The 18,579-nt window shown below is 67.5% G+C and carries 15 protein-coding genes, 2 tRNA genes and 1 pseudogene; 11 read left to right on the top strand and 7 right to left on the bottom strand.

The window, feature by feature from the left end; genetic code table 11:
• The first annotated feature begins 11 nt into the window (after positions 1 to 11).
• Positions 12 to 82: transfer RNA gene (locus tag HUT10_RS48690), tRNA-Cys, on the top strand.
• A gap of 1 nt (position 83) precedes the next feature.
• Positions 84 to 158: transfer RNA gene (locus HUT10_RS48685), tRNA-Val, on the top strand.
• Between the two features lie 49 nt (positions 159 to 207).
• On the opposite strand, the gene HUT10_RS48680 is transcribed toward HUT10_RS48685, so the two are convergent.
• Together HUT10_RS48680 and HUT10_RS48675 are read right to left on the bottom strand one after the other, a co-directional pair.
• Positions 208 to 1,539: a site-specific integrase gene (locus HUT10_RS48680; RefSeq protein ID WP_254897393.1), complete on the bottom strand. Its 1,332-nt coding sequence runs from the start codon at positions 1,537 to 1,539 to the stop codon at positions 208 to 210.
• Between the two features lie 36 nt (positions 1,540 to 1,575).
• Complete coding sequence (locus HUT10_RS48675; protein WP_254897535.1) at positions 1,576 to 1,917, bottom strand: helix-turn-helix domain-containing protein; 342 nt, start codon at positions 1,915 to 1,917, stop codon at positions 1,576 to 1,578.
• A 221-nt stretch (positions 1,918 to 2,138) separates the two neighbouring features.
• Here HUT10_RS48675 and HUT10_RS48670 point away from each other — a divergent pair, with 221 nt between their 5' ends.
• From HUT10_RS48670 to HUT10_RS48630, 8 genes are all read left to right on the top strand, one after another.
• Positions 2,139 to 2,588: an Lsr2 family protein gene (locus HUT10_RS48670; protein WP_176177407.1), complete on the top strand. Its 450-nt coding sequence runs from the start codon at positions 2,139 to 2,141 to the stop codon at positions 2,586 to 2,588.
• Between the two features lie 499 nt (positions 2,589 to 3,087).
• The gene (locus HUT10_RS48665) at positions 3,088 to 4,998 is read left to right on the top strand and encodes an ATP-dependent endonuclease (protein ID WP_303247025.1); all 1,911 of its coding nucleotides are present in this window, start codon (positions 3,088 to 3,090) and stop codon (positions 4,996 to 4,998) included.
• On the top strand, positions 4,995 to 6,797 hold the full coding sequence (locus HUT10_RS48660; RefSeq protein WP_176177405.1) for a UvrD-helicase domain-containing protein: 1,803 nt from the start codon (positions 4,995 to 4,997) through the stop codon (positions 6,795 to 6,797). The genes HUT10_RS48665 and HUT10_RS48660 overlap by 4 nt, the downstream gene beginning before the upstream one ends.
• A gap of 325 nt (positions 6,798 to 7,122) precedes the next feature.
• Positions 7,123 to 8,274: an alpha/beta hydrolase fold domain-containing protein gene (locus HUT10_RS48650; RefSeq protein WP_254897392.1), complete on the top strand. Its 1,152-nt coding sequence runs from the start codon at positions 7,123 to 7,125 to the stop codon at positions 8,272 to 8,274.
• Positions 8,271 to 8,744, top strand: a complete 474-nt coding sequence (locus tag HUT10_RS48645; RefSeq protein ID WP_176177404.1) for a MarR family winged helix-turn-helix transcriptional regulator — start codon at positions 8,271 to 8,273, stop codon at positions 8,742 to 8,744. The genes HUT10_RS48650 and HUT10_RS48645 overlap by 4 nt, the downstream gene beginning before the upstream one ends.
• A gap of 68 nt (positions 8,745 to 8,812) precedes the next feature.
• On the top strand, positions 8,813 to 9,289 hold the full coding sequence (locus HUT10_RS48640; RefSeq protein WP_176177403.1) for a MarR family winged helix-turn-helix transcriptional regulator: 477 nt from the start codon (positions 8,813 to 8,815) through the stop codon (positions 9,287 to 9,289).
• A gap of 84 nt (positions 9,290 to 9,373) precedes the next feature.
• Positions 9,374 to 10,294, top strand: a complete 921-nt coding sequence (locus HUT10_RS48635) for a nuclear transport factor 2 family protein (RefSeq protein WP_176177402.1) — start codon at positions 9,374 to 9,376, stop codon at positions 10,292 to 10,294.
• Positions 10,295 to 10,341: 47 nt separating this feature from the next.
• Positions 10,342 to 12,048: an alpha/beta fold hydrolase gene (locus HUT10_RS48630; RefSeq protein ID WP_176177401.1), complete on the top strand. Its 1,707-nt coding sequence runs from the start codon at positions 10,342 to 10,344 to the stop codon at positions 12,046 to 12,048.
• Positions 12,049 to 12,246: 198 nt separating this feature from the next.
• Here HUT10_RS48630 and HUT10_RS48625 read toward each other — a convergent pair whose 3' ends face one another.
• On the bottom strand, positions 12,247 to 12,489 hold the full coding sequence (locus HUT10_RS48625; RefSeq protein ID WP_176177400.1) for a DUF2630 family protein: 243 nt from the start codon (positions 12,487 to 12,489) through the stop codon (positions 12,247 to 12,249).
• A gap of 183 nt (positions 12,490 to 12,672) precedes the next feature.
• Positions 12,673 to 14,196 (bottom strand): aldehyde dehydrogenase, encoded by a 1,524-nt coding sequence (locus HUT10_RS48620; protein WP_176177399.1) that lies wholly within the window; start codon positions 14,194 to 14,196, stop codon positions 12,673 to 12,675.
• Between the two features lie 129 nt (positions 14,197 to 14,325).
• Between HUT10_RS48620 and HUT10_RS48615 the strand changes: the two genes are divergently transcribed.
• Positions 14,326 to 15,690: an amidohydrolase family protein gene (locus HUT10_RS48615; RefSeq protein WP_176177398.1), complete on the top strand. Its 1,365-nt coding sequence runs from the start codon at positions 14,326 to 14,328 to the stop codon at positions 15,688 to 15,690.
• 59 nt (positions 15,691 to 15,749) lie between these two features.
• Here HUT10_RS48615 and HUT10_RS48610 read toward each other — a convergent pair whose 3' ends face one another.
• From HUT10_RS48610 to HUT10_RS48605, 3 genes and pseudogenes are all read right to left on the bottom strand, one after another.
• A complete protein-coding gene (locus HUT10_RS48610; RefSeq protein ID WP_176177397.1) occupies positions 15,750 to 16,916 on the bottom strand; it encodes a dihydrolipoamide acetyltransferase family protein in 1,167 nt (388 codons plus the stop codon).
• Between the two features lie 3 nt (positions 16,917 to 16,919).
• Positions 16,920 to 17,312, bottom strand: a complete 393-nt coding sequence (locus HUT10_RS52000; RefSeq protein ID WP_303247036.1) for a transketolase C-terminal domain-containing protein — start codon at positions 17,310 to 17,312, stop codon at positions 16,920 to 16,922.
• A gap of 75 nt (positions 17,313 to 17,387) precedes the next feature.
• A pseudogene (locus HUT10_RS48605) lies at positions 17,388 to 18,572 on the bottom strand (thiamine pyrophosphate-dependent enzyme); the annotation flags it as partial.
• Positions 18,573 to 18,579 lie beyond the last annotated feature (7 nt).

Genomic DNA, 18,579 nt, shown 5'->3' with positions numbered 1-18,579 from the left:
GGCCTAGTAGCGGTGGAGTGGCCGAGAGGCGAGGCAACGGCCTGCAAAGCCGTGTACACGGGTTCGAATCCCGTCTCCACCTCGCGCGATTAGCTCAGCGGGAGAGCGCTTCCCTGACACGGAAGAGGTCACTGGTTCAATCCCAGTATCGCGCACCACGTGTTTTCGCAGGTCTGAAGCCCTGTCCCTCCCCGGAGGGGCGGGGCTTCAGTCGTCAGATGGCGATGAAATGGCGATGGCCCCTAGCGCAGGGACCGCCCGCCTGGATCGCAGGTGCGGGAACCAGGACACCAGCTTGGCCCGTTCGCCCGGATACAGCGACGCCAGCGACCGTAGCCAGCGCTCCTCCAGAGCGTCCAGGATCTGGTTCACCATCGCCGGCGTCACGTGGTCGTAGACTCGCGCGATACCCTTCATCTTCTGCCCCAGCCGCGCGCGTCGCGCGACCTCCGGGATTCCGTCTTCGGTCAGCCAGGTGCTGTGCGTGTGTCGTCCTTCGTGAAAGGTGAACGTCGGCAGGATCGGCGGACGCCGCTCCCCCGCCCCCGCATCGTCGAGCTCGACCCCGTCCCACGCCGGCCGCCAGAACCGGATCCGGAAGTTCGACCGCCGCCACGGATGCCCCTCCGGCGTACACATCACAAACGGCTCCCGATGACTGTCCATCAGCTCCTCGTAGAGCACAGCGATCCCTGGCGGCAACGCCACGAACCGAGTTCCCGCAGGAGTCTTGGTTCGCCCCTTCTTGGGCCGGGAGTTACCCCGCCTGTTCGGCGGCCGGTTCCGGCTGTCCATCTGGTGATCATCATCACTCCTTCGCCCCCCTTTGTAGACCTTCCCCGCAACCTCCTTCAGCGGCATCCGGATCTCGATGCCGCGCTTCTCGGAGTCATACTCATGGCGCTGCTGCCCGACGAGTTCACCCCATCGGGCACCGGTGTAGAAGTTCATCAGGCAGAGCACGAACCCCGACGTCCCGAGACCCTGCTCGTAGAGACGCATCGCGGCTCTCAGCGCCTGCGCGGGCGTAGCCACCAACCGGTCGGCATCGAATTCGCCTTTGGACACGCGAACGCCGTTGCACGGATTGGCCGGGATCATCCGGGCCCGCACGGCTCCGTTGAGGATGGTGGAGAACAACGCAAAGTACGACGACACCGACGACTCGGCGTAGTCCTCATGCAGCTCCGAGAGCCACCGCTCGATCTCCACGTACCCGTTGAAGATCGCGATCAACGGCCACGCCTTCCACTGGGGAAGCAGCTGGCGGTCGAGGAACGACCGGTATTTCGCGACCGTGTTCAGCTCCAGCCGCGGAGCCACCGCGCCGAGCCACTCCTCGGCAAAGTCCTCGAACTGGGTTTCGCCGTCACGCGGGTCCAGCCACAGGTTCCGCCGGATCAGCGCCTCCTGCTCCAACCCCCAATCCTGAGCCGCCTTCTCGGTGGGAAATCCTGACTTGCTCCCCCACGTCCCATCGGGACGCTTGTACCGGGCACGCCACTCCCCCGTGCCGGGGCTTTCCTGGCCGTAGGCCATCCTTCGCTCCTCTTCTTCTCTGTTACTCCGCCCGCCTCACGCGGCGCGGAAGTCCTGGGCAACGTCCGCAACGGACACCCGCCGCCGCGCCGGCTTCACCGGCACCGTGCTGAGCCGCACGATCTCGGCGACATCGGCGCGGGTGAACCGGTAGTGCTTCCCGAAGCGGTGATGCGGCAGCACGCCGGCTGCGGCCTGGTCCTTCAACGTCCTCGGCGACAGCTGGAGCAGTTCCCCGACCTGTTCCGCGGTCAGCAGCGCATCCGGGTCCGCCGGCGGCTCCGGCGCCGTCGCGCGGACCGCCGCCGCAAGCTCCCGGATCGCAGCAGCGACAGCGCCACCATCGGCGCAACCATGGTCACGTTCGATATCCATCACATGCTCCAATTTCTCATCAAGTAATCGAGTCAAATCAGGGAAGTGTTCGCCATGGCACATAGCCATCTATGCCGACGAACCCGAAAGCAGTCAATAGGCACTCCAGCGAAACTCAAAATGCCTCGTCAGCACACAGGCCCGTCGACGCAGCGCGGGGTTGCGGACGCTACTATTCGACCGATCGATCAACAGAAGCGACTTCCAAACGAAAGGGTCCAGCGATGGCGAAAAAAGTCACTATCGAGATATCCGACGACACAGACGGCAGCCGAGCCGACCAGACCGTCCCCTTCGGACTCGACGGCGTGTCGTACGAGATCGACCTCTCCAACGCGAACGCCAACGCGTTGCGCTCAGTTTTGACTCCGTTCGTCTCTGCCGCCAGGCGCACCGGAGGCCGCCGCCTCAAAGTTGCCGTCGGCCAAACCACCGACCGCACCGAGAACACCCCTCAGACGACGGATGGATACACGGCCGCCCACGATATTCGCTCGTGGGCCCGCGATCACGGATACGAGGTGAGCAGCCGAGGGCGGATACCGACATCAGTCCTCGATGCGTACCACTCTTCTCCTGACGCGGATACCTCTCGACGGCCCGCAACCGGTCAAACTCGAAGCGAAAAACGAAACGTGCCGAATAAGCTCGGTCGACAGAGGAAGGGCCGCTGACCGTCCACACTGAGTCGCCGAGCACCAACTCCACCCCTACGAGCAGCACGAAAAGAAAAGACATCAGAAACCTCCAGCCAGACCGGTCGAAAGTATCAGGTAGGACGGATACATCTCTAACTCCGCCAGGTCGCCCGCCAGGAGACAAGCTGCCGCAGAGTTTGGCTGGAATCGCACTGGACGCGTCATCCCCACGCCTCGCATCACCACGCCAACGAGCCACGGAGTGCGCCCGTGCCGGGCCACGCGTCATCGCTTGACTCTGACCGAACGACGCCGCGGTCAGACATACGGTGACGATCGAACAGCCCACAGCGAACAATCGCGTTGTAGTTGGCTCGATCGCACCCCTGCCACCGGACGATCACTCGATCGAGCGAACTCTTCCCATCTTCCGTAACAAGCTGTAGGCGACGCGCGACCCTTTCGGCAATTGATCAACTATGGACACTCCGGGGGCCCTCGAGCTACTGGAGATGGCCGACCATAGGGGGCAACAGTGCGCTTGACCTCGATCGAGGTGCGAGGTTTCCGGTCCTTGAAGGACCTTCTCTTACCGATACGCGAGCACCTGACGGTGGTGATCGGCGAGAACAACGGCGGCAAGTCGAACCTGTTGGACGCGGTGCGGCTGCTGACCGACCCACTCGACGGACGTCGTGACCGATACTGGGACGTCGATGACGTCGCGCGCATGCCTGGCACCAGTCAGGTCGAGCTCAGCGCAACCTTCGCACTGACCTCGCCAGACCAGCTCGGCATCTACGGCCAGGGAGCGCTGGACGACATGACGTCGGTGCGATATCAAGTCACCTACGCACCCCCGATCGGGACAGAAACTCGCGGCAAAGTGACCTGGTTCGCCGGCGAACGCAGGTCGAGTGATCGCGATCCCGAGCCCGAAGCGCGTGGACGGTTGCGACACGTCTACCTCCCGCCACTTCGAGACGCACAACGAGAGTTGAACTCCGGCTCGGGAAACCGCCTGCGCGTGATCTTGAACTACCTGTTGAACGATCACGCCATCCCGGTGGAAGACTTCGTCGGCGCCGTCAAGAAGAACCTGGACGCCTTACGAACACGTGACGAGACCGGCGTGATCCTCGACGGTGTCGAAAAAGCCGTTCGCGCCCCGCTTTCAGACGTTTCGGCGGGCGCAAGTCCCCAGGTCGCTGACATCTCCTTCGCCGATCCCGACCTGCTGTCCATCGCGCGCTCACTGCGCATCCGCATGAACGATCAAGGCCTGGATCCTCGGGACATCCGTGGATCAGGGCTTGGCTATGCCAACCTCTTGTACATCGCGACCGTCGTCGCAGAGCTGCGCGCCGCGCGCGATCACGACTTGACAGTCTTCCTGGTGGAGGAGCCCGAAGCGCACCTGCACCCTCAGCTGCAGAGCCTGCTCGTCGAGTACCTGCGTGATGCCGCCGAGGCATCGGCAAGTGCGCCGGCCTCCAACGGCTACGCAGGGCGCATTCAGGTGGTCGTCACGACGCATTCACCACTGATCGCCGCCTCGGCGGAGATCAGTGATCTCGTGGTCCTCAAGCGCCACCCGCTTCCGATGGTCACCGAGCAGATCGCGGTCATCCCTGGGAACGTCGACCGGAGTACGGAGCCAGCGGCCGTTCGGAGCCGCTACGAGTCCAAAGCGATCGCTCTGGCCGAGATCGATCTTGACGGTGGCGAGGGGAAGGTGAAGCGATACCTCGATGCGACGCGCAGTGCCATGTTGTTCGGCCCCCGCGTCGTTCTGGTCGAAGGTGTTGCCGAGTCTCTGCTTCTGCCGGTCTTTGCACGACGGGTGCTGCCTCGTCCCGTCGCTTCCCCCCTGTTCCGGCCAGCCTCACTCTCAGCAGCCGACGCTGCGGAGGCAAGCCTTGAGCGCGCGACCTGGGCGCGTTTTGTCGGAACGACGATCGTTGCGATCGACGGTGTGGATTTCGCTCCCTACCTCCGAGTGCTGCTGACCGAAGCAGGCGGCAGCCGCATCGCCGAGCGAGTTGCGGTGATCACCGACAAGGATCCCGGGCTGACGTACGACCGGGCATCCAACCTGAAGGAACTGGCCAGGAATCTGGGAGCCGAAGACCGGCTCGGCGTGTTCGTCGCGGACCCTACACTGGAGCCCGAGCTGCTACGTGCAGCTGCCGCCAACCTTACTGTCGTGGAACGGGCCTTCAACCGGCAAAAACGTCGGGTCGGCCCCGAGATCTGGACCAAGATCAAAGCTCTCATGGACATCGAAGAGCGCGTCAAGCTGTTCCAGGAGGAGTTCGAGGATAAGAACCTTCGGAAAGGTGACTTCGCACAGGATGTAGCAGAGCTGAGCATGCAGGACACCGACTTCGTCGTGCCCGCCTATCTGAGCGCAGCCATCACCTGGATCGCGGAGCCGCAAGCGTGACCGCACTGACCGTGCTGCAAGCCGTTGCAATCCGGCAACAGCAGGACGCAGTTCGGCACCCGGCGCCGCTCTATGTTCAAGCCTGCCCGGGTGCGGGGAAGACCCGAGTCATCGTCGAGCGGCATCTGGCCGGTGAGCGGGGAGCCTGCGGTCGGGCCGTCCTGTCCTTCACCAATGTCGCCTGCAGTGAAGTGGCGCGCCGCTGCCACCAAGCGGGCGTACCCGAGCTCGCCGCCTTCCCGAACTACGTCGGTACCATCGACACGTTCCTCTGGCGTTACCTCGTTCGCCCGTTCCTCAAGCACGGCAGGCTCTGGCACCGCATCGACTCCTGGGACCGCATCGATGCCGCCGTCGAGGTGGGAACAGGTCCGAACCGGCACAAAGTCTTCCTGAATGACTTCCACTGGAGCCGCGACCTCGACGCTTCACAGTGCACCGCTAGCCTTCAACCAAAGAAGAGGGCGATCAAGAGCTACAACGCCCTGTCGAGACTAGGCATGCTTGACGCCGCAGGGACCGCGGCCGTACGCAAGAGAAAGACCCTGGTTGACGAAGGTTATGTAACAGGTCATGAAATCCGTATCCTCGCCCTACAAACATTGCGACGGAAGCACGACGCGGGCATCGGCATGTTGTCCGGCAGATTTCGCGAAGTCATCGTCGACGAGGCTCAAGACTGTTCGGCGCACGACCTCGCCATCCTCGGCCAGCTGCATGACGCTGGTATCCCCCTTGTCTTCGTGTGCGACCCGGACCAGGCGATCTACGAGTTCCGCGGGGCTCAGCCCGCTAGCATCCGCGCGTTTGGAGAGTCGCTCGGTGAGCGGGTCGACCTGCAGGGAAACTGGCGTAGCAGTCCTGCCATCTGCGGTCTGGCAGCCACCCTTCGTCCCGCAGCCGCCGCGAGACCACCTGACGTTGCCGTCGGAACACACCACGACGAACCAGCCGGCATTCTGCTCATTGGAACCGACGGCTCGCAACCGGACGAAGCGCTCGCCGTTTTCAACAAGCACGCCGACAGGATGGGAATCACCCAGCAGAACCGGGTAGCGTTGGCACACGCCGGAACGGCCTTACCTGCGGCGGCAGGTGCGTCCGCGTCGCAGCCTCCGGCCAACTACGCGGCACGAGTGGCCTGGGCGACGGCGATCGCCAGGTCCGATCACAAGAATGCGTCGCGCCAGCACGTGGCCAACGACATCCTCCAGCGAGCGCTCCTCCGCTATTGGTACGCCGAAGCCGACACCGGCGATCGTTCGGTCGAGGCAATCTGCGACAGCATCGGCATCGACGTCTGGCGCCTTCGCCAGCTAGCAGGGCAACTGGCCGTAGCTCTTCCCGACGTGGACCATTGCACATTCGCCGACTGGTGCCGGAAGGCCAACGACCACCTCAAGCTGTTGCCACCACAGCCGGGCATGACACGACTCGATCAGAGCGGTCGTTTGAGCGCCACCGGCGATCTCAAGAACAAGACTCCACGAGCTGCAAGCGGGCTCCTGTCGTCCGGCTCAGTCACCCCGGTTCGAGCGAGCGTCGTCCATCAAATGAAGGGTGAAGAAGAAGACGCCGTGCTCGTGATTGTGCCATCAGACACCCGCACCGACAGCCTGGTGAACGCGTGGACAACTGGTGAGCACCCAACGGGCATCGCGGAGAACTTGCGCGTGCTCTACGTCGCCGCCACACGAGCGCGACGTCTCCTCGCGATCGCGATGCCAGTGGATGCTCAAAACCGCATTGCGGCACTGCTCAAGCTGAAAGGCATTGCCTTCGAGCTAACGACAACCTGAAGCCGTCGTCGACGCTCGGCCGCGGACCTGCACCAAGCATGACGCACCGATTCACCGGGGGCGCCAGCCATGGCCGCCGTGGAGGCCACTCACCTCAGGCAATCGATCAAGGTCTCGACCTGTTCGGTCGGCGCGGACTTCGGCGTCCCGTGTCCAAGCCTCCTTCTTCGGCGGCTAAGGCGCGAGCGGAGGCGATGTCGAGGGCCGGGCTGAGGGACACGCCGAACCGCAGCGAGCCAGCCGCCACAGCGTCGATTTTAGTCATGATTTATGACTATCATAAGCGGGTACTACCTGGCGGACCGCGCGACCCGAGGAGTTATTAATGTCGGTCATCGAGCTGACCACGTTCACCGTGGCACCGGAGAACACCGAGGCGATGCTGGCCGCGCGCCCGGGCATGGTGGCCGCGTTCCGGGAGGACCGGCGCGGCTTCCTCGCCGCGCGCCTGGTCCGCCTCGACGAGCGGACCTGGCTGGACTTCGTCGAGTGGACCGACGACGCCGCCTGGGACGAGTCGAAGGCCAAGGGCGCCAACCTGCCCGCGATCGGGGCTTTCTTCGCCACCATCGGCGGCCTGGTCGGCGCCGAGCGCGGCGTGCGGTACGACGACGCCGAAGACGGCACCCGGCGGGTCCGGACCGTCGCCTACGGCCCCGAGCCCTCGCAGGTCGGTGAGCTGTACCTGCCCGAAGGCGACGGCCCGTTCCCCGTCGTCGCCGTCCTCCACGGCGGCTACTGGACCGCCATGTGGGACCGCCGCCAGATCACCGACGTCGTCGACGACCTCGTCGGGCGCGGCTACGCGGTGTGGAACGTCGAGTACCGCCGGATCGGCGAGCCCGGTGGTGGCTGGCCGGGCACCTTCCTCGACGTCGCCGCGGCGATCGACGCCCTCGACGGCCTGGACCCCGCCCTCGACACCACCCGCGTGGTCCTCCTCGGCCACTCCGCCGGCGGGCACCTGGCCACCTGGGCCGCCCACCGCGGCGCGCTCCCGCCCGAAGCACCCGGCGCCCACCCGAAGATCACCCCGGTCGGCCTGGTCGAGCTGGCCGGCGCGCTCGACCTGCGTGCCGCGGACGCGGCGGGCTTCGGGAAGGTGCTCGCCGACCCGGACGCCGAGCCGCCGAAGGACGCGCCCGAACCGGCCCGGCCCGAGGTGTGGCCCGCGGTGGCCGACGCCGTCGGCGGCGGGATCGTGCCGCTGCTGGCCGCCGGGCACCACGCCTGGACGTCACCGCTGGAGCTGGCCGGCCCCGGCGTCCCGGTGCTCGCCGTCCACGGCACCGCCGACGAAGCCGTGCCCGCCGAGTGGAGCCGCCGCTACGCGGAGAAGGTGACCGCCGAGGGCGGCACGGCCCGCTACCTGGAGGTCGAGGGCGGCACCCACTTCGACGTCGTCCACCCCGGCCACCCGGTCTGGGCGGAAATCACCGGCTGGATCCGCGAGACGCTCGCCCGGAGCGGCGGATGACCACCCGCGCGGAGCGGAACGCGACGAACCCCGACCTGGGCGTGCTCGCGGGCCGGTTGCTGTTCGCGGTGCAGCGCGAGCTGTTCTCGACGCTGGCCGAGCGGGGCTTCGCCGACCTGAAGCCCCGCCACGGCGCCGTGCTGGCCTACCTCGACCCGGACGGTGTCAGGGCGACTGACCTGTCGAAGCTCTCGGGCCAGCACAAGCAGAACATCGGCATTCTCCTCGACGAGCTGGAGGGCCTGGGGTACATCGAGCGGCGGCCTGACCAGAGCGACCGCCGTGCGAAGCTCGTCTGCCCCACCGAGCGCGGGCTCACCCAGATGCGGACGGCGGACGAGATCATGGCCACCATCCAGCGGCGCCACGCCGAACGCTTGGGGACGGACGAGTACCAGCGGTTCAGGCACCGGCTCATCGACATCACCGAGCACCAGCGCGCCCTCCTCGGCTCGCGCGGCGAGCACTGAGTGGCGGATCCACGGCCCACGCCGACCTCTGCCGCTGCCGGCCGCGGGCCTGCCATTAGATTGGGCCGATGGACGTGCCGCCGCTCGATCAAGCCGAAATGCGCATGTGGACCCGGCTTGCGGCGGTGTCGACGTTGCTCATCGGCGAGCTGGACGCCCGGCTGCTGCGCTCGGCCGGTCTCAGCCACTTCGAGTACGTGGCCCTTTCCCGGCTGTCGGAGGCTCCCGGCCGGACGATGTCGATGTCGAACCTGGCGGCGCGCACGAACGCCACGCCGTCGCGCATGTCGCACATGGTGACGAGGCTGGAGCGACGCGGCTACGTCGAACGGTCCCAGTCGCCCGACAGCGGCCGGGTCGTGCTGGCCACGCTGACGGACGAGGGTTGGGAGCTCGTGGCCGAAACGGCTCCGCTCCACCGGCGCGACGTGCGGGAACTGGTGATCGACGCGATCGATCCCGCCCACGTCGGTCCGCTCAGCGAGTCCCTCGGCCGGATCCTCGATCGACTGGACCCCGGTAACGCCCTCGCTCAGCGCGACTGACCGCTCGACCACGTTCCCGATTGTTCCCGGCACCTTGCCCGGACCGACATTTTAATGTTCAAGTGTTTGCTGGTACGGTCCTGAGTGAAGGTTCAACCACCTGATCAGGGGTCTTTCATGAATGTGAAACGAAGCATCACAGTCGCCGCTGCGCTCGCGCTGACCCTCACCGTATTGCCGGCTCCGGCCGGGGCCGCGACGCTCACCCACTCAGCGGACCGGCTGACGGCCAAGGAAAGGCTGAACAAGCGAGTGGCACTGGCGGCCGTGGACGAGCTGCTCAACAAACACGACCTCACTGCCGTCGACCGCTACTACCGCGAGCCCTACATCCAGCACAATCCCGACATCGCCAACGGATTTGCCGGGGTCAAAGCGGCGATCACCGGCCTGCCCAACTTGCACTACGACGTGTTCCAGACCCTCGCCGACGGAGACTTCGTGACCGTCGACGCCCGGGTCACCGGGCTGGGCGACACCACCAAGATCATCATGGACGTCTTCCGGCTCGACCGGGGCAGGATCGTCGAGCACTGGGACATCATCCAGGACGAAGTGCCCGCGTCCGAAACCGTGAGCGGCAACTCGATGATCTCCTCCCCGCCACCCGCGCAGCACCCGCGCCAGGACAACGAACGGGTCGTCATCAAGGCTCTCGACCGGCTCTACGGCCACCGGGACCTCACCGCGATCGACCGCTACTGGCGCGATCCCTACGTCGAGCACGCCCCCTTCGCGGCCAACGGAACCGCGGCCCTGCGCACCGCGGTACGCAACCTGCCCGCCGGCTTTTCCTACGAACCCGGCTTGGTCATGAGCGAAGGCAACGAAGTCGTCGTGCACGCCCGGATCACCGGGATCGCGCCCACTCCCGTCATCGCCATCCAGATCTTCCGCCTCGACCGGGGCAAGATCGTCGAACACTGGCAGAACATCCAGAAAGAAGTGCCCGCAGACCAGAGTGCCAACGGGAACCCGATGACCACCCCGCGTATCACGGCCTGACAACGGGGCTCGACGGTGAAGCGACGCACATTTGCGGAGGAATTGTCTTGCGGGTAGGAAAAGGGATCGTCGTCATCGCCGCGGCAGGCATCCTCGCCACCCAGCTCACGGGTACGGCCGCTGCCGGCAGGAGCCCGTTCGACGGGTACGGCACCCAGGAGCTGAGCTGGGGCACCTGCGGGTTCGCTCCGGTCGCCGGGGCCAAGCCGGCCGAATGCGCACTGGTGAGAGTGCCGCGCGACTGGGCTCACCCACGGGCCGGGGACGAACTGAGGATCGGCATCAGCCGGGTGAAGGCGACCGGGAAGCGCACCGGTGTCCTCCTGACGAATCCCGGTGGTCCCGGCGCCCAGGGAACACCGGTCGCCGGCCAGATCGCGGCCCTGGAGCCCGCGGTCAACGAGGTCTACGACATCATCGGGATGGATCCGCGCGGCACCGGCGTGGCCGGCTCGGCCGAGGAGGGCCTGCAGCCCTACCTCTGCCACGTACCGGCCGACCAGCTACCCCAGCGAACGGATCTGGACGCGCGCGACAGATCGCCGGCGAACATCGCCGAACACCAGCGGATCCCGCAGGCGATCGCGAACGCGTGCGAGGCGAATCCCCTGGCGCCGTACATCACCACGTGGCAGACAGCGCACGACGTGGAACTCGTCCGGCTGCTGCTCGGTGAATCCACGCTGAACTACCTCGGCTACTCCTACGGCACCTGGCTCGGCGCGAAGTACGCCTCGATGTTCCCCGGCAGCGCCGGAAAGATGGTGCTCGACTCCAGCACCGACTGGCAGGGCCGGCTGGCCGACGCCTTCTCCTTCTTTCCCGTCGCCGACCAGCGCTGGCTGGACGACCTGTTCCTGCCGTGGCTGGCCCGGCAATGGCCTCAGCTGGTCGGGCCCACGAAGGAGGCGGCGGCGAAGACGTGGGAGGAGGTGCGGGCGCACTACAAGGGGCTGGGCTTTTCCGGAGACGACTTCGACCAGGCGTTCGTCGGCGCCGGCAACCCCAGCTTCTGGTACTCCGACACGATCCTGATCCTCGCGGCGGCCAAGGAGCTGCGAGGGGGTTCGCTCACGCCGGTGTCCGCGGACCTCCGGGCCCAACTGGAGGCGTACGCACAGCGCAACCTCCACATGTCCTACCGGGACGTCACTGCCGAATTCTTCGGCTCCTTCCTGCGCAGTGACTTCACAACGCTGCCCGGTACCCGGTTCTCCGTCGCGTGCAACGACCAGCCGACCGAATCCACGCTGTGGTACCGGCGGCTCAGCGATCACCAGGGCCCGCGCTATCCGCTGGACGGGTGGGCATACGGTTTGTACGAGGTCTGCGGCCCGTGGTCGCAGCACCCTCGGGAGGCCTTGCCGGATCTTCCGACATCCGCCGCGGCGAAGGTGCTGGTGGTGCAAGGTGAATTCGACCCGCAGACCGGCTACGAACAAGGCGCAGGTGCTGTCCGGAAGGCGCCGGGCGCGAGCCTGGTGTCCGTGGACGACTCGCCTTTCCACGGCCAGTACGCGCTGACCGGAGACTCGTGTGTCGAGAACGCCGTCAACGGATACCTGCTGAACGGCATCCGGCCGGGCTCCGAGGTCTGTCCCGGGCAGCCACTTCCGGGTGAAGATCAGGTGTACGCGACGCCTGGTCCCGTGCCGGGGCACAGCTCGGCAGAGACACAGCTCACGCACCGCCCTCTGCGCGAGCTGGCCGCCCAGCTCCAGGAAACGATCAGCCGGGTGAACTCGGTGCGCTGACCAGCGTGGCCGGGCCCGGGAACGTCGGACCCGGCCACACTGCCGCACTCGGCGAAGGCGAGCGAGCCGACCGGCGCCGCTCCGGTCCACTCGCCCGCCGTCCGACACTTAGTTAGTAACCTTTTTTAACTAAGCACCGTTATACCACCGCAGCGGCAGCGGTTTGTCAACACGATCTGCGAGCGCCGAAGTCCCGCGTCACTGCCAGTAGGACTCGACCTGGGAGATCGGGCGCGCCGCGGCGTCGTCCGGGTTCTCGTGGAACTCCGTCTTCGCCCTCCGCTGCCGCAGCAGGTCCCAGCACTGGTCGAGTTGCTGCTCCACCACGGAGAGGCGGTCCTTGTCGCCACCACCCAGTCCGACACCCACCGAACGCGACCGGAGCTCGTGCTCCTCCGCGATCAGCTCGTCGATCCGGCCCAGGATTTCGCCGTTCGCCATCGTTTTCTCCTGCCGCAAGGGGATTTGCCGGCACCGACGCTACCCGGCCGGACAGGCCGCGCAAGGGCGGCCGCCGTGCGACCGTCGGTGCTCCAGTCATCTGACGGGCATTAGGCCGGCACAGCCGGGCCGGGCCATCCGAGGGGGATGGCCCGGCCCGGTACTCGTGCTCGACCGCAGGCGTCAGTCGGTCGGCGGCCAGACCGGGATCGGCGCCCGGCCGGACGGGAAGCGGACGTTCTTCGCGCGCACGAACTCGTGCAAGGTTTCCACGGCGTTCTCGCGGCCGAACCCGCTGCCCTTCACTCCCCCGAACGGCGATCCCAGGAAGGAACGGCGAAGGTAGTTGTTGACGAAGATCATGCCGGCCTGGAGATCGCGGGCGAGTTTCGAGGCGCGGAAGTGATCACGGGTGATCAGCGCGGCGGTCAAGCCGTACGCGGTGCCGTTGGCGATGCCCACGGCCTCTTCGTCGGTGTCGTAGACCATGATCGACGCGACCGGGCCGAAGATCTCCTCCTGCGCCACCGTGTGATCGGGCCGCACGTCCGTCAGCACCGTGGGCGCGACCCAGAAGCCGCGGCTGAGCCGCTCCTCGACCGGAACCTGCCCCTGGTAAGCGATCTTCGCCCCTTCGGAGACGGCCGTCTCGATGTAGCCGAGGACTTTCTGCTGCTGGCGAGCATCGACCATGGCCCCGATGTCGGTCTGCGGGTCGAGGCCGTCTCCCACCCGCAGTGCGGCGGTGGCCGCCACGAACCGGCCGACGAACTCGTCGTGCAGGGACCGGTGGACGAGGATCCGGGACGTCGACGTGCAGGCCTCGCCCTGGTTGTAGAACATCCCTTCGACGGCCACATCGACGGCGGTCCCGAGATCGGCGTCGTCGAGGACGATCAGCGCGTTCTTGCCGCCCAGCTCCATGGTGGCGTAGGTGAGGTTCTCCGCGGCCGTGCGCAGCACCGCCTGACCGGTCCTGGTGGCCCCGGTGAAGGTAATGCGTTCGACGCCGGGGTGCCCGGCGAGCGCCGGCCCGGCGGCCAGGCCGGACACGGCGTTCACGACGCCCGGGGGCAGGATCTGGTTAACGATCTCCACCAGCCGCAGCACGGCCAGCGGTGCCTGCTCGCCCGGCTTGATCACGATCGTGTTGCCCGCGGCCAACGCCGGAGCGGCCTTCTTGGTGAAGTGCAGGGGCGGCCAGTTGAACGGCAGGATCGCCGCTACGACGCCGTAGGGCTCGTAGTGCACCCGCGCTTCGATCGGCCCTTGGTCGAGCACGTCGCCGTGCAGCGTGTCGGCGAGGCCGCCGTAGTAGTCGAACCCGGCCGAGCTGAACGACACGTCGAACCGCAACGCGTCGCGCCGCGGTTTGCCGACCTCCCGCGCCTCCAGCTCGCCCAGTTCCTCGGCGTGCTCGCGGATCAGGGCGGCCACCTTGCGCAGCAGACCGCCGCGTTCACGCGGGGTCAGCCTGCCCCATTCTCCTTCGTAGGCGCGGCGGGCGTCGCGAACGGCCTGGTCGACCACCTCGGCGTCGGCTTCCACGACGTCGGCGAGGTGGTTCCCGGTGGCGGGTTCGAGAACGGCGAAGGCCGGCGCGGCATCGGGGGTGACCCATTTGCCGCCGACGAACGAGCCCCAGCGGGTGCGGGGCAACGGCCCGCGGCCGTCGGCCGTCAGGACGGGATCCAGCACGTCGGACATCACGAGGTCCCTTCGAGCGATGTAAACGATTGCGACAGCACTACGCTGCAGTCGCCATTGACCCCAGGTTACCCGGCCAATACGATAATGCAATCGTTTGCGGTTTTCGGTTCGACGGGAGGCAGTCGGATGAAGACGTTGCTCAGCGGAGGTCACGTGGTCGCCTCCGGTCAACCGGATCTCCTGGCCGGGGGCGACCTGGTGATCGAGGGAACGACGATCGCGCAGCTCGGCCCGGCGGGCACGCTGAGCCGCGACGACGTGGATCGGGTGATCGACACCCGCGGTTCGATCGTGCTGCCGGGGCTGGTCAACACCCACCAGCACGACTGGTACGTCTACGGAAAGGGCCTCGGCGGCGACGTGCTCCTGGAGCAGTGGATCGCCGAGTGCCTGGTTCCGCTGAAGGAGCGGCTGACCGTCGACGACCTGCGGGTGGCCAGTGAGCTGGCCGGCCTCGACATGCTCCGCGGCGGGACCACCAGCTCCGTCAACCACCAGGTCAACGAAACCACCATCGCCGAGGAGGAAGCCATCCTCGGCCCGGTGGCCGACACCGGGATCCGCCAGTTCTTCGCCAAGGTCATCCGCCCGCACGACACCGGAACCGGGTATGCGGGCGCCCTCGAATCCTTCGAGAAGTGGGACGGGACGGCCGAAGGCCGCATCCGCGTCGGATTCGTGCTCGAAGCCACCGCGCACTGGGTCGCGCTCGGCACCAGTTCCGAGGAGATGATCACCGGTGGCCACGCCCTCGCCGCCGAAAAGGACACCTTCGTCACCTCTCACATCGCGGGCGGCACGATGTCCCGCGAACAGGGTTACCTCCGGTGGGTGCTCGAGACCGGCCGCACCGACGTGCAGTTCCTGCATCGGCTCGGCGTCCTCGACGACCGCTGGATCCTCGCTCATACCATCAACCCGCTGCGCAACGACCTCGACCTCATCGCCGCCTCCGGCAGCACCGTCGCGCACACGCCCAGCTCCGAAGCCGCCCGCGGCGGCGGCATCACGCCCGTGAAGCGGATGCTCGACAACGGCGTCCGCGTCGCCCTCGGCACCGACGGCCCCATGGTCGACCTCACCAACGACATGCTCGAGCAGATCAAGTGGACCCGGCTCCTGCAGAACCAGCTCCACCAGCACCCCAGCACGATCGACCTGGGCAAGCTCGTCACCATGGCGACCGAAGACGGCGCCCGCGCCGTCCGCGCGGACGGCCACCTCGGCCGGCTCGCCCCCGGCTATGCCGCCGACATCGCCGTCTTCGACCTCACGACGCTCCACGCCGGCCCGAGCCACCACCCCCTCGCCACGTTCGTGCACGCCACCCGGGGAGCCGACGCCAAGCACGTCTTCGTCAACGGCGAGCACCTCCTCGACGACGGCCGGTTCACCCGCGTCGACCACCTGCACGTCACCGAGCTCCTGCAGCGCGCCGGCGACCACGCCAAGGCCCTCGGCCGCCGCGCCGGGCTCCTGCCGCCGGACTGAAGCACCCGGAAAGCCCGGCCCACCATCGGAAAGGATGGTGGGCCGGGCTTTCCGTCTGTTCAGACCAGCAAGCTCATCGGGTTCTCCAGCGCGCGCACGACCGCGTCGAGCAACCGCGCCCCCAACGCCCCGTCCACCGCACGGTGGTCCACGGACAGGGTCAGCGTGAGGCTGGTGCCGACCTCGATTGCGCCGTCCACGACGAACGGTGCCGGTTTCGCCGCGCCCACCGCCAGGATCGCGGATTGGGGCGGGTTGACGATGGCCGCGAACTCGTCGACGCCGTACATGCCGAGGTTGGTCACCGTCGCTACCCCGCCCTCAAGTTCGTGCTGCCGCAACCGGCCCTCGTCCGCGCGGGCGGCGAAGTCACGCACGCGGGCGGCCATCTCGCCGGGCGCTGTGCCGGGGACGTCACGCAGGACCGGTGTGGCGAGCCCGCGAGCGGAGGCGATCGCGACGCCGAGATCGACCTGGGCGTACTGGCGCAGGTTCTGTTCGGTCCAGGTCACGTTGGCTTCCGGTACGGCCCGGTAGCCGGCCGCCAGCGCACGGACCACGAGGTCGTTGACCGAAATCTTCACCGGCGAGACCGCGTTGAGCTCGCGGCGCAGGCCGAGCAGCGGATCGACGCGAGCGGTGCGGCGCAAGTAGTAATGCGGCACCGTCTGTTTCGCCGCGGTGAGCCGGGTCGCAATCGCCGTTCGGAGGCGCGAGTGCGGGAGCTCGGTGAACGCCTCGGACGCGGGCGCTGCCACGACAGCAGGGACGTCGGGTGATTCGCGCGTCTCCGTGATGACCCGCTCGACGTCACGGCGCACGATCCTGCCGTTCGGCCCGGTGCCGGTCACCACGTCCGGGCTGATCCCCGCCTCCTTCAGCATCTTCCGCGCGAACGGGCTGCTGAAGACCCTTGTCGGCTCGCTGGTTCTCACCGGTCCGGTGAGGCCGGACGCGGCGAGGAAGCCGTCGACGTCGTCGCGTTCGGACGAGGCGCCCAGAACGGCGATCGGGGCACCCACCTCGACCGTCGTCCCCGGCTCCGCCAGCGTCCGCAACAGCTGCGCCCCCGCTTCGGCCTCGACTTCGACCGCAGCTTTGTCCGTCTCCAGCAGGGCGATCGCCTCGCCCGCGGCGAACTCGACGCCGGGCGTGACCAGCCACTGCGCCAGCACGGCCTGGGTCTCCCCCGCGGCCACTTCGGGCACTCGCAACAGCGCGACCATGGTTCACAGCTCCTTCGCGATGCGACGCAGGGCGGTCACGACCTCGTCGGTGCGCGCGATGGCCGCGCGTTCCAGGACTTTGCTGATGCTGGGCGATGCTTCGCCGCCGGTGACGCGCTCGATCGGCGCGTCGAGCCAGTCGAAGAGGCGGCGCTGGACCTCGTCGGCGAGCCGCCCGCCGTAGGAGGTGCCCCACGCGCCTTGCTCGACGATCAGCACCCGGTTCGTCTTGCGGACACTGCGTTCGATGGTGTCCCAGTCGAGGCTGGCGAAGTCGAGCCACCGGAGGTCGACGAGGTCGGCGCGCACCTCCGGTACCTGTTCGAGCGCTTCGGCGGTGTGCCGGACCATGGACAGGTAGGTCAGGATGGTCAGGTCGTCGCCTTCGGCACGCACCGCGGCCCGTCCTACCGGGAGGCGGTAGTCGAGGTCTTCCGCGGGCGCGGTGCCGGTGGTCGTGTAGAGGTCGACGTGCTCCAGGATCACCACTGGGTCTTCGCACGCCAGCGCGGTGTTCAGCAGGCCGACGTAGTCGAACGGCGTCGACGGCGCGACCACCCGCAAGCCTGGTGCCGTGGTCAGGATCCCGGCCGGGTCCATGGAGTGCTGCGAGCCGTAGCCGGTTCCGGCGGCGAGCTTGGTGCGCAGGACGAAGGGGACACTGCCGTGACCGCCGAACATGTGCCGCGCCTTGGCGACCTGGTTGAACAGCTGGTCCGCGGCGACCCACATGAAGTCCGCGTACATGAATTCGACGACCGGCCGGACACGGCCGTCGATCGCCATTCCCCCGGCCAGGCCGGTGAAGGCGTTCTCACTGATCGGCGTGCCCAAAACCCGGTCGGGGAACCGTTCCTGCGGCGCGCGGGTCGCGCCGTTGGTGCCCCCGCGCAGCCGGTGCACGTCCTCCCCCAGCACGACCACGCGCTCGTCGGTCTCCATCCGCCGGGCGAGGACGTCGCTGACGACGTCGACGAACCGGCGCTGGACGACGCCGCCTTCGATGTCGGCCTCCTCGGCGTATCGGCTGCCGTCCAATTCGGACAGGTCACCCCGCACGCCGAAGTCCACGAACGCCGTCGACGGCCACGCGGCCGCGCGAATCCGCCGTTGCCCCGGCTTGCCGCCGGGAGCGGGCTCGAGGAATTCCTCACCCAGTTCGTGCAGCAACGCGGTCACCTCGTCCCGCGCGGCGTCGATGTCCGCGGCGGTGGCCAGTTCGCGCCGCTCGACGTGCCGGCGCAGCAGGTCGAGCGGGTCGCGCTGCCGCCACGCCAGCTCTTCTTCCTTCGTCCGGTAGCCGAACGCGCTGCCGGGGTAGGCGCCGTTCTGGTGGAAGTACCGGTAGACCTCGGCCTCGATGATCACCGGGCCCTCGCCGCCGCGCAGGTGCTCGAGTGCCTCGGTCATGGCCAGGTGCACGGCGAGTGGATCCATTCCGTCGACCTGCCAGCTGGGGATGCCGAAGCCGGGACCGCGGCCGGACAGGCGTGGCTCCGCCGTGGCCTGCTCGACGGGGGTGGAGACGGCGTAGCGGTTGTTCTCGATGAAGAAGCACACCGGCAGCCGCCAGGCGGCGGCGAGGTTGAACGTCTCGAGCACCGAGCCGATGTTCACCGCGCCGTCCCCGAAGTACGACACGGTCACGGCGTCCGTGCCGGCT

Source organism: Amycolatopsis sp. Hca4 (assembly GCF_013364075.1).
In the GTDB taxonomy this organism is placed as follows: domain Bacteria; phylum Actinomycetota; class Actinomycetes; order Mycobacteriales; family Pseudonocardiaceae; genus Amycolatopsis.
The sequence above is the reverse complement of the archived record's forward strand: the minus strand, read 5'-3'. Positions and strand labels throughout refer to the sequence as shown.

What these genes read in the sequence shown, in the direction of transcription:
- HUT10_RS48610 (WP_176177397.1), bottom strand. Translation starts at nt 16,916, where the DNA reads ATGGTCGCGCTGTTGCGAGTGCCCGAAGTGGCCGCGGGGGAGACCCAG.
- HUT10_RS48625 (WP_176177400.1), bottom strand. Translation starts at nt 12,489, where the DNA reads ATGGCGAACGGCGAAATCCTGGGCCGGATCGACGAGCTGATCGCGGAG.
- HUT10_RS48645 (WP_176177404.1), top strand. Translation starts at nt 8,271, where the DNA reads ATGACCACCCGCGCGGAGCGGAACGCGACGAACCCCGACCTGGGCGTG.
- HUT10_RS48680 (WP_254897393.1), bottom strand. Translation starts at nt 1,539, where the DNA reads ATGGCCTACGGCCAGGAAAGCCCCGGCACGGGGGAGTGGCGTGCCCGG.
- HUT10_RS48640 (WP_176177403.1), top strand. Translation starts at nt 8,813, where the DNA reads ATGGACGTGCCGCCGCTCGATCAAGCCGAAATGCGCATGTGGACCCGG.
- HUT10_RS48670 (WP_176177407.1), top strand. Translation starts at nt 2,139, where the DNA reads ATGGCGAAAAAAGTCACTATCGAGATATCCGACGACACAGACGGCAGC.
- HUT10_RS48620 (WP_176177399.1), bottom strand. Translation starts at nt 14,196, where the DNA reads ATGTCCGACGTGCTGGATCCCGTCCTGACGGCCGACGGCCGCGGGCCG.
- HUT10_RS48650 (WP_254897392.1), top strand. Translation starts at nt 7,123, where the DNA reads ATGTCGGTCATCGAGCTGACCACGTTCACCGTGGCACCGGAGAACACC.
- HUT10_RS48615 (WP_176177398.1), top strand. Translation starts at nt 14,326, where the DNA reads ATGAAGACGTTGCTCAGCGGAGGTCACGTGGTCGCCTCCGGTCAACCG.